A 9,409-nucleotide genomic window follows, 5' to 3' on the forward strand; every position below is an offset into this window, starting at 1 on the left:
TGCGCCTGCACGCGGTCGACATGCAGCGCCAGCTGCGGGGCGTTCTCAAGGCCGTTCGGGCGGACACCGGTCAGCTTGTCGCTTTCCTGTGCGGCCTTGCCCAGCAGGATGTTGCGCGCCTGCGTCAGCTGTTCGTAGCCCTGGCCACCACGGTCCTGCAGCCACATGTCAAAGCCGCCGAACTGGCCCAGGCCCTGCACGGTCGGCAGGTTGACCACGAAGATCTGCGCTTCCTTGATGCCGTAGAACGCGCCGTTCATGTTCTGGATGAACTCGGGCACGGTGACCTTGCGGTCGGCCCACGGCTTGAGGCGGATGAAGCCCATGCCGACGTTCTCGCCCGAACCGACGAAGCTGAAACCCGCGATCTGCATCAGGCCTTCATAGCCTTCCTGGTCCTTCAGGATGCCGCGCATCTGCGAGAAGACTTCGTTGGTCTGGCCCTTGGTCGAGCCCGGCGGCAGCTGCACGATGGCCAGTGCGTAGCCCTGGTCTTCTTCAGGCAGGAAGCTGCCCGGCATGCGGGTGAACAGGAAGCCGCACAGCGCGGTCAGCACCACCGCCAGGATCATCCAGCGCGGCGCATGCTTCACCGCCGAGGTGATGTGGCCGACGTAGGTCCCGCTGATCTTGTCGTAGTACTTGTTGAAGGTACGGTAGACGATGTTCGGGTTGTCGTTATGGGTCGGCTTCAGGAAGGTCGCGCACAGGGCCGGGGTGAAGCCCAGCGCCAGGAACGCGGAGAACGCCATCGAGATGGCGATGGTCAGCGCGAACTGCTTGTAGATCTCACCGGCCGCACCGCCCTGCAGGGCCGAGGGGATGAACACCGCTGCCAGCACGACGGTGATCGCCACCACCGCGCCGGTGATCTGGGTCATCGCCTTCTGCGTGGCCGGCTTCGGCGCCAGGCCTTCCTCGGTCATGATGCGTTCGACGTTCTCGATCACCACGATCGCGTCATCGACCACGATGCCGATCGCCAGCACCATCGCGAACAGGGTCAGCTGGTTGATGGTGAAGCCGATCAGCCACATGCCCAGGAAGGTACCGAGCAGGGCCACCGGGATGACCAGGGTGGGGATGATCGTCGCGCGGAAGTTCTGCAGGAAGATCAGCATTACCAGGAACACCAGCAACACTGCTTCGAACAGCGTCTTGACCACTTCCTCGATGGAGATCTTGACGAAGGTGGTGCTGTCGTACGGCGAGAACCAGCTGACGCCAGCCGGGAAGCTCGGCTGCAGCTCGTCCATCTTGGCGCGCACGGCATCGGCCACGTTCAGGGCGTTGGCCCCTGGCAGCAGCTGGATGGCGAACGCACCGGCGGCCTGCCCGTTGTACTGGGTATCGAAGCCGTAGTTGTTGGCACCGAAGGCGACGCGGGCGATGTCCTTGAGCAGCACGCGCGAGCCGTTGGCATTGGCCCGCAGGATGATGTTCTCGAACTCTTCCGGCGAGCTGAAGCGACCTTCGGCCGAGACGGTTGCGGTGAAATGACCGTCCGGCGAGGGATCCGAACCCAGCGAACCGGCGGCGAACTGCACGTTCTGCGCGCGCACGGCAGCCAGCACTTCGCTGGCCGACAGGCCGTAGCCCTGCATCTTCTCCGGGTTCAGCCAGATGTTCATGGCGTACTCGGAACCGAACTGCTGGGTGCTGCCGACGCCGGGGATACGCGAGACCTGGTCGAGCACGCGCGAACCGACGATGTCGTTCAGCGCGTCACGGCTGATCGTGCCGGTATCCGAGCGCAGGCCGACCACCATCAGGAAGCCGGCGTTGGCCTTGGCCACCACCACGCCCTGCTGGGTCACTTCCGAAGGCAGTCGCGGCGTGGCCAGCGACACCTTGTTCTGCACCTGCACCTGGGCGATGTCCGGATCGGTACCGGTCTCGAAGGTCAGGGTGATCTGCGCACGGCCGTTGGAGGACGAGGACGAGCTGAAGTACAGCAGGTGATCGATACCGGTCAGCTGCTGCTCGATCACCTGGGTGACCGATTTTTCAGTGGTGTCCGCGCTCGCGCCCGGGTAGGTGGCCTGGACGGTCACCTGCGGCGGGGCGATGTTGGGATAGGACTCGACGCCGAGGTTGAGGATCGCGATCACGCCGCTGAGCGAGATCAGGATCGCAACCACCCAGGCAAAGACTGGATGTTCGATGAAAAATTTAGGCATGACGGAAGGTTCCCGTTACTGCTTGTTCGATTCGGTGGCGGCCGGCTCGGCCTTGTCGGCCGCCTCGGGCTTGGCCGGCGCCTTGTCGGCGCCGCCTGCAGCTGCCGCTGCCGGGGCTGCACCGCCGGCGGCGGGCTGGCCGTTGGCGTCCTGGCCCGGGGTCCAGGGCTTGGCCGTAGCCGGCGCCCCTTCCTTGACCTTCTGCACGCCTGCCACCACGACCTTGTCACCGGCGGCCAGGCCGTCGCTGACCATCCAGTTGCCGCCCTGTGCGCCTTCGGTCTTCACGTTCTTGCGCACGACCTTGCCGTCTGCGCCGACCACCATCACGAAGCCGCCGGCGCTGTCCCGCTGCAGGGCCTGCTGCGGGATCAAAAAGGCGTTGTTGCGCTCGCCCAGGTTGGCCTGGAAGCTGACGAAGGCACCCGGCAGCAGGATCTTCTGCGGGTTCGGCAGCACCGCGCGCAGCGAGACCGCGCCGGTGCTCGGGTCGACCGTGGTCGAGGAGAAGTCCAGCGTGCCGGCTTCGCCGTAGGCCGTGCCATCGGACAGCTTGACGTTGACGGTGGCCTTGCCGTCGCCGGACAGGGCCAGGGCGCCACGCGCCTGCTGCGCACGCAGCTGGCTCAGCTCGTCCACGCTCAGCGAGAAGTTCACGTACAGCGGGTCCAGTTGGTCCACGGTGGTCAGCAGGGTCACGTCACCCTGGCCGACCAGGGCACCTTCGGTGACCTGCTGCTTGTTGGCCACGCCGCTGATCGGCGAGGTCACTTCGGCATAGCCCAGGCTGATGCGCGAGGAGGTGACCGAGGCTTCAGCCTGCTTCACCGCGGCCAGCGCGGTGCGCTCGGCGGCTTCGGCGCTGTCCAGGTCGGACTTGGACACGTACTGCTGCGGCGCCAGCGAGCGGGCGCGGTCGGCGGCGACCTTGGCGTTGGCGTAGGTCGCGCGGGCCGAGGCCAGCTGTGCTTCGGACGCGTTGAGGCTGGCGCGCAGCGGTGCCGGATCGATCAGGAACAGGGTCTGGCCCTGCTTGACCTCGCTGCCTTCCTGGTAGACGCGCTTGAGCAGCACGCCCGGCACGCGCGCGCGCACGTCGGCGCTGCGGAACGGCGACAGGCGGCCGACCAGTTCACGCTGCAGTGGCAGGGTCTGCGGCTTGGCGTCGATCACGCCCACCTCCGGCGGCGGGGGCGTCTGCTGTTCCGGCTTCTTGCAGGCGGCCAGCGCGACAGCAACGGCGCACGTCAAGGCAAGGGTGCGGAGTGGGGCGGTCATCAGGAGGAACTCCGGGGTTGGTTTGTAGTGGGGGCCGGTGACGGCGTTGGCGCGAACGCGCGCAGGAAGCTGTCGACCGAGAATTCTGCCCAGCGCCGACGCAGCTGCGCGTCATCGCGATGGGGGGTATGGAAGCGCTGTTTGTCGAAATCCTGACCGGCGATCATGCTCAGCAGCAGTTCGGCCATGAAGTGCGGGTCGTCATGCCGTAGCTGGCCACGCATGCAAACGGTTTCAATCCATTCAGCAAGATGAAGCGTCAAAGCGCCGGCACCATGCCGGTACAGCGTACGCGCCTCTTCGGGGAACTGCGCGGCATCGGCAGCGATCACCCGGCAGGCCTGTCCCACGTGCGGCTGGTTGAAATGCTCCAGGAAGTCGATGGCGAACTGCAGAAGGCTGGCACGCAGGTCGTCAGTGCGGAGTGCACGGACCATGGCCCCGGTGGCGTGGCCGACGTGGCGCTGCATCACCCGCCGCAGCAGATCCTGCTTGCTGCCGTAGCGCGAATACAGCGTCTGCTTGGAGCAGCCGGCGTGCTGGGCCACCGCATCCATGCTGATCTGCATGCCCTGGTGGGCCAGCAGCTCGCGCACGGCATCGAACACGCGCTGATCGCGCGCATCCAGGGCAGCGGGGAGGTAGGCCGGGTTCACTCGGTGGACTATACCGTCCAGTTCAGCATTGTGGAATCATGCCAATAGTCCTGTCCGTCCTGATACCGGGCGCCGTGCGCGCTTATTCCGGTAACACGGTTTGCCGATCCTGTCGGTAACGCGATGCCGGTGGTGGACGCCATACCCGTGCGAACTGAATAGGCGTCTAAACCGCAGCAAACCCGGCATTTCATTATTCCGTCCTGCAGCAAGGCCTTTTCCTGCAACAGGGCTACAATTTCATTTTCCCAACTGAGCAAGCGCCTCGCTCTGCCATGAAACCGCAAAAAACCGCAGCCAAGACCGTGAAAAACAAAACCAAGCCAGCTGAGTCGGAGGTCGCAGTGACCGCTGGTTTCTCCCTGGAGCCGGTCTACACGGCCTTGCGCAAGCGTTACCCCGCGGCCGCGCAGGCCGAGGCAGTGGCATTCGCCGCCGCGTTCTACAAGCGCATGGAGTCGGACGAGTTCCCGCACCACACCGCTGAAGAGTGGGCGGCGCTGGCGGCAGACACCCTGGAGTTCGCCCGTGCACGCAAGGCCGGCAAGGCCAACGTGCGCGTGTTCAACCCCACCGCCAAGGCCAATGGCTGGGAATCGCCGCACACCGTGCTGCAGATCATCAACGACGACATGCCGTTCCTGGTCGACACCGTGACCATGTCTCTGGCCGAGCAGGGCGTGGGCGTGCACGTGCTGGGCCACCCGGTGCTGCGCTTCACCCGCGACAAGGCCGGCAAGCTGGCCAAGGTCGGCGAGGGCGATGCCGAGTCGGTGATGCTGCTGGAAATCGACCGCCAGCCGGCCGAAGCCATGGCCGCCATCGAGCAGGCCATCAACAAGGCGCTGGATGAAGTGCGTGCCATCGTGCGCGACTGGCAGCCAATGAAGGACAAGGCGCTGGCGCTGGCCGACGACCTGGGCAGCCGCACGCTGCCGGTCGACGATGCCTCGCGTGCCGAAGCACAGCAGTTCCTGCGCTGGGCCGCCGACAACCACTTCACCTTCTTCGGCTACCGCGAATACCGCGTAGAGAAGCAGGGCAAGGAAGACGTGCTGGCGCCGCTGGACGACACCGGCCTGGGCCTGATGCGCGGCAAGGACAAGTCCGCCGCCCGCCCGGTCAAGACGCTGGCCGCGCAGGGCCTGAACACCACGTCCGGGCTGAAGGACGCGCTGATCCTGACCAAGACCAATGCCCGTTCGCGCGTTCACCGCGCCGGCTACATGGACTACATCGGCGTGCTGGAGTTCGACGCCAAGGGCAGGATCATCGGCGAGCAGCGCTTCCTCGGCCTGTTCACCTCCAGCGCCTACAACCGTCGCCCGTGGGAAATCCCGCTGGTGCGCCAGCGCCACGAATACGTGATGACGCAGTCCGGCCTGGCCCCGGCCAGCCACAGCGGCAAGGCACTGCGCCACATCCTGGAAACCCTGCCGCGCGAAGAACTGTTCCAGTCCAGCGAGGACGAACTGCTGCGCACCGCCATGGGCGTGCTGGGCCTGCAGGAGCGCGTGCGCAGCCGCCTGTTCCTGCGCCGCGACAAGTACAGCCGTTTCATTTCCGCGCTGGTCTACCTGCCGCGCGAACGCTTCAACACCGACGTGCGCCTGCGCATCGAAGCGATGCTGAAGGAAGCGCTGCACGGCGAGTACGTCGACAGCTCGGTCGTGCTGGGCGAATCGCCGCTGGCCCAGGTGCACCTGATCGTGCGCCCGAAGCCGGGCGAAATGCTCGACGTCGATACCGCCGAACTGGAGCAGAAGCTGGCCCAGGTGCTGCGCAACTGGCAGGACGACCTGCGTGAAGCGCTGGTCACCCGCCATGGCGAGACCGAAGGCCTGCGCATCGCCGCCCGCATCGGCAAGGCGCTGCCGGCCGGCTACATCGAAGACAACAGCACCGCCGTTGCCGCCAATGATGTCAGCCAGCTCGACGCCCTGACCGGCCCGGACGACCTGCGCCTGAGCCTGCAGGCCGTGCCGCGCGAAAGCGGCGATGGCCTGCGCCTGAAGCTGTATCGCCAGCTGGATGACATCCCGCTGTCGGACGCGCTGCCGATGATGGAAAACATGGGCCTGCGCGTGATCGCCGAGCGTCCGTACCGCCTGTCGGTCGACAACGCGCCGGTGTACGTGCAGGACTTCGAGGTCGAATCGACCGCCGGTGCCATCGACGCCGGCCGCGTCGATGAAGCCTTCGGCGAGACCTTCGCCCGCGTCTGGCACGGCGATGCCGAGAACGATGGCTTCAACCGCCTGGTGCTGGCCGCCGGCCTGCACTGGCGCCAGGTCGCCATGCTGCGTGGCTACTGCAAGTACCTGCTGCAGACCGGCGTGCCGTTCTCGCAGGCCTACGTGGAAGGCACCTTCTCGCGTTACCCGCTGCTGGCCCGCCTGCTTGTGGAACTGTTCGAAGCCCGCTTCGATCCGGCGACCGGCCACGAGAGCAAGGATGACATCGCGGCCGGCCAGGCCCAGCTGAAGGCCCACTTCGATGTGCTGGCCGCTGGCGACGACGCCACCCAGAAGGTGCTGAAGACCGTGGTCGATGCCCGCAAGGGTGACCGCGATGCGCAGATGCAGGCCGCGCGCGAAGCGCTGCTGAAGCTGATGGACCGCGTGTCCAGCCTGGACGAGGACCGCATCCTGCGCTCGTTCATGGGCGTGATCGACGCGACCCTGCGTACCAGCTACTACCAGACCGATGCCAACGGCCAGCACGGCCACGTCATCAGCTTCAAGTTCGATTCGGCCCTGGTGCCGGACCTGCCGAAGCCGCGCCCGTACCGCGAAATCTTCGTCTACGGCCCGCGCGTGGAAGGTACTCACCTGCGCTTCGGCGCCGTGGCCCGTGGCGGCCTGCGCTGGTCGGACCGTCGCGAAGACTTCCGTACCGAGGTGCTGGGCCTGGTCAAGGCGCAGATGGTCAAGAACACCGTCATCGTGCCGGTCGGCGCGAAGGGCGGCTTCTTCGCCAAGACCCCGCCGGTGAACGGTGACCGCGACGCGGTGTTCGCCAACGGCGTGGCCTGCTACAAGCTGTTCATCCAAGGCCTGCTGGACATCACCGACAACATCGTCAACAACAAGATCGTGCCGCCGGTGGATGTCGTGCGCCACGACATGGACGATCCGTACCTGGTGGTGGCGGCCGACAAGGGCACCGCGACCTTCTCCGACATCGCCAACGGCCTGGCCATCGCGCACGGCTTCTGGATGGGCGATGCGTTCGCATCCGGTGGTTCGGTCGGGTACGACCACAAGGGCATGGGCATCACCGCCCGCGGTGCGTGGGAATCGGTCAAGCGCCACTTCCGTGCGCTGGGCCGTGACAGCCAGAGCCAGGACTTCACCTCGGTCGGCGTGGGTGACATGTCCGGCGACGTGTTCGGCAACGGCATGCTGCTGTCGCGCCACATCCGCCTGGTTGCTGCGTTCGACCACCGCCACATCTTCCTGGACCCGAACCCGGATGCGGCCACCTCGTTCGTCGAGCGTGAGCGCATGTTCACCGTGCCGCGTTCTAGCTGGGCGGACTACGATGCCAAGCTGATCAGCAAGGGCGGCGGCATCTTCCCGCGTACCCTGAAGTCGATCGAGATCACCCCGCAGGTGCGTGAAGCGCTGGGCCTGGACGAGAACGTCAAGGCGATGTCGCCGAACGACCTGATGAGCGCGATCCTGAAGGCGCCGGTCGACCTGCTGTGGAACGGCGGCATCGGTACCTACGTCAAGGCCGCCAGCGAGCAGCACAGCGATGTCGGCGACCGTGCCAACAACGCCCTGCGCGTGAATGGTGGCGAACTGCGCTGCAAGGTGGTGGGCGAGGGCGGCAACCTGGGCATGACCCAGCTGGGCCGCATCGAAGCCGCCCAGGCCGGTGTGCTGCTCAACACCGACTTCATCGACAACTCGGCCGGTGTGGACACCTCCGACCATGAAGTCAACATCAAGATCCTGCTCAACGATGTGGTGCGCGCCAAGAAGCTGACCGTCGAGCAGCGCAACAAGCTGCTGGCGTCGATGACCGACGAGGTCGCCGACCTGGTGCTCAATGACAACTACCGCCAGAACCAGGCCCTGAGCCTGATGGAGCGGATGGCGGTCAAGCGCCTGGGTTCCAAGCAGCACTTCATCCGCACCCTGGAACAGCAGGGCCTGCTGGATCGCCAGATCGAGTTCCTGCCGTCCGATGCCGAGCTGTCGCAGCGCAAGGCACGCGGCCAGGGCCTGACCCGTCCGGAACTGTCGGTACTGCTGTCCTACTCGAAGCTGGTGGCGTTCGCCCAGCTGCTGGATTCGGACATCCCGGAAGATCCGTACCTGTCCAAGGAACTGCAGCGCTACTTCCCGACCCCGCTGCAGAAGAAGTACGCCGATGCGATGGAGCGTCACCGCCTGAAGCGCGAGATCATCGCCACGGCCGTGACCAACCAGACCATCAACCGCATGGGCGCCACCTTCCTGATGCGCATGCAGGAAGACACCGGCCGCACCATCGCCGAGGTCGCCAAGGCGTACACCATCAGCCGCGAAACGCTGGATGCCCGCGCGCTGTGGGCACAGATCGACGCCCTCGACGGCACCCTGCCGGAGTCGGTGCAGATCGACGCACTGGAAGTGATCTGGAAGCTGCAGCGTTCGTTCGTGCGCTGGCTGCTGTCGCGCCCGGGCCCGATGCCGGGCATCACCGAGGCGGTCAACCGCTACCAGGGTCCGTTCAACGACATCCGCGTTGCTTCGGGCGTGCTGCCGGATTCGCAGCGTCCGACCTACGAAGCCCTGGTGGCCGAGTGGAAGGAAAAGGGCCTGCCGTCCGCGCTGGCCCAGCAACTGGCCGAACTGCACTTCCTGGAACCGGCGTTCGACATCATCGAACTGGCCCGCACCCGCAAGCTGAAGCCGGTGGACGTGTCGAAGATCCACTTCCGCCTGGGCGATGCCCTGCAGCTGCCGTGGCTGTTCGAGCAGATCGACGCGCTGGAGGTCAACGGCCGCTGGCACGCGGTTGCCCGTGGCGTGCTGCGTGACGAACTGGCCGCGCACCACCGCAACCTGGCCGGCCAGGTGCTGGGCACCAAGGGCAGCAGCGCTGAAGCCAAGGTCGCCAGCTGGATCGGTCGAGACGACAGCAGCCTGCGCTTCACCCTGTCGATGCTGGCCGAACTGGCCGAGCAGAAGACCCTGGACTACCCGACCGTTTCGGTCGCGGTGCAGCGCCTGGGCCAGCTTGCCGCGCATGGTGCGTAAGTGATGTAACGCCGGGCCTCGCCCGGTGAGCGTGAAACGGAAC

At 66.0% G+C, this 9,409-nt stretch carries 4 protein-coding genes; 1 reads left to right on the forward strand and 3 read right to left on the reverse strand.

Translation table 11 applies throughout. From position 1 onward, the window contains the following. From DCO49_RS18215 to DCO49_RS18225, 3 genes are all read right to left on the reverse strand, one after another. A partial coding sequence (locus DCO49_RS18215; RefSeq protein ID WP_116865198.1) for an efflux RND transporter permease subunit occupies positions 1 to 2,180 on the reverse strand: 2,180 nt, incomplete at its 3' end. A 15-nt stretch (positions 2,181 to 2,195) separates the two neighbouring features. Continuing rightward, the gene (locus DCO49_RS18220; protein WP_116865199.1) at positions 2,196 to 3,458 is read right to left on the reverse strand and encodes an efflux RND transporter periplasmic adaptor subunit; all 1,263 of its coding nucleotides are present in this window, start codon (positions 3,456 to 3,458) and stop codon (positions 2,196 to 2,198) included. Beyond that, on the reverse strand, positions 3,458 to 4,114 hold the full coding sequence (locus DCO49_RS18225) for a TetR/AcrR family transcriptional regulator (RefSeq protein WP_116865200.1): 657 nt from the start codon (positions 4,112 to 4,114) through the stop codon (positions 3,458 to 3,460). The genes DCO49_RS18220 and DCO49_RS18225 overlap by 1 nt, the downstream gene beginning before the upstream one ends. 275 nt (positions 4,115 to 4,389) lie before the next feature. On the opposite strand from DCO49_RS18225, the gene DCO49_RS18230 reads away from it, so the two are divergent. Continuing rightward, positions 4,390 to 9,366 (forward strand): NAD-glutamate dehydrogenase domain-containing protein, encoded by a 4,977-nt coding sequence (locus DCO49_RS18230; RefSeq protein WP_116865201.1) that lies wholly within the window; start codon positions 4,390 to 4,392, stop codon positions 9,364 to 9,366. Positions 9,367 to 9,409 lie beyond the last annotated feature (43 nt).

Source organism: Stenotrophomonas sp. SPM (genome assembly GCF_003105135.1).
In the GTDB taxonomy this organism is placed as follows: Bacteria; Pseudomonadota; Gammaproteobacteria; order Xanthomonadales; family Xanthomonadaceae; genus Stenotrophomonas.